At 66.0% G+C, this 1,323-nt stretch carries 1 protein-coding gene; it reads left to right on the top strand.

Annotated elements, in window-relative coordinates; all coding sequences use genetic code 11:
- Nucleotides 1-532: 532 nt before the first annotated feature.
- The coding region (locus TRIHO_RS03855; RefSeq protein WP_068240592.1) for a DUF2493 domain-containing protein at nt 533-1,323 on the top strand (791 nt) is incomplete at its 3' end.

Here is a 1,323-nt window from a genome sequence, read left to right as displayed (position 1 = left end):
TCCCCTGCTCGGCTTCGCGTGTCGCAGGGGAGAACGGCCCTTCGGTCCGTCGCGCATTCGGCCATGCGGCCTCACCGCGGCGTTGCACCCGGCGTCCCGGTTTGCCCGCCTCGCGAGCACGTCCCTCCCCGGCCGCTCCGCCGGATTGCGCTCCGGTCTGTTTTGGCCTGAGGCCAAAACGATCCCGCCGCTCCATCCGTCTCCCGCGTCCGGTCGGGCCGTTTGCCTGCTCGGGTCGGGCAAACCTACCGTCAAAACACACACACATGAGCGCGGAAGCATATCCTCCGGATGGCCCCCAAATCAGCCCGCGTCAAGGATCGCAAAACTTTTCGGCGGGGGCGGCGCCAGTGGTGCAGGGCGGTCCCGTGCGTGAGGGCGCGCATGTGTCCGGTGGTGCGCTCGGAAAACTTTTGCGCCCGGCAAGCCGGCGGCTACGCCGTCCCTGACCCGGGCAGATTCGGAAACCAGGCATTCGGCCATGCCCCCACACTCACGTGGTGGCTCTAGAACCGAACACTGGAGACCAGACATGGCTTACGACACCGCAAACACCTACGAGACGATCGAACTTTTCGGGCTGACCGAGAAGGACGCGCAGCTGCCGATCCCGGAAGATCACATCCTGACCGACCGCATCATCCGCGAGAGCTTCGAGGCTTTGCTCGGTCAGCTGCGCGGGACCGGGCTTGAAGCAGAGATCGAACCGCTGGCCCATGGGCTCGCGACGATCCTGCAGCGCCGCAAGGTGGCGCTTGGCAAGGAGGTCGACCGCACCGCCGACAAGATCGGTGCGCTGGCAAAATCCCACGACGGATCGGAGATCGCCGAGACCGCGCTCGAAGAGGCGCAGGCCCGCTTTGTGCAGCTGCGCGAGATTGTCAGCGCCATCGAGGTAATGAGCGAGGCAGCGGCGGAATGCTACGAGGTCGAAACGGGCCACGCCTTCATCCCGGCAGCCGGGTCGCGCGCAAGCGTCCGGGCGCAGGAGACCGGGGCGGTCTTCGAGGCGCGGCAGCTCCTGGAGCAGCACGACCGTGAAACCGCCGAGAAGTCGAAAGTCGAGGGGGTTCCCCTGATCGTCTCAGGAGCCACCGACTGGGCAGATGTCGATGTGATCTTCAACACGCTCGACAAGGTTCGCGAACGGATCAAGCAGAACCGCAACCAGGAGATCTTCCTCTGCCACAAGGGTGGCAAGCACGGGGCAGAGATGATTGCGGCTCGGTGGGCCCGGGCACGCGGGGTCGCGCAGGCGCGCTTCGATCCTCGCTGGTCCGCGCATGGGCGGGCGGCACCGTTCAAGTGCAACGACGAAATGCT

Origin of the sequence: Tritonibacter horizontis, assembly GCF_001518015.1 — a bacterium.
In the GTDB taxonomy this organism is placed as follows: Bacteria; Pseudomonadota; Alphaproteobacteria; order Rhodobacterales; family Rhodobacteraceae; genus Epibacterium; species Epibacterium horizontis.
The sequence above is the reverse complement of the archived record's forward strand: the minus strand, read 5'-3'. Positions and strand labels throughout refer to the sequence as shown.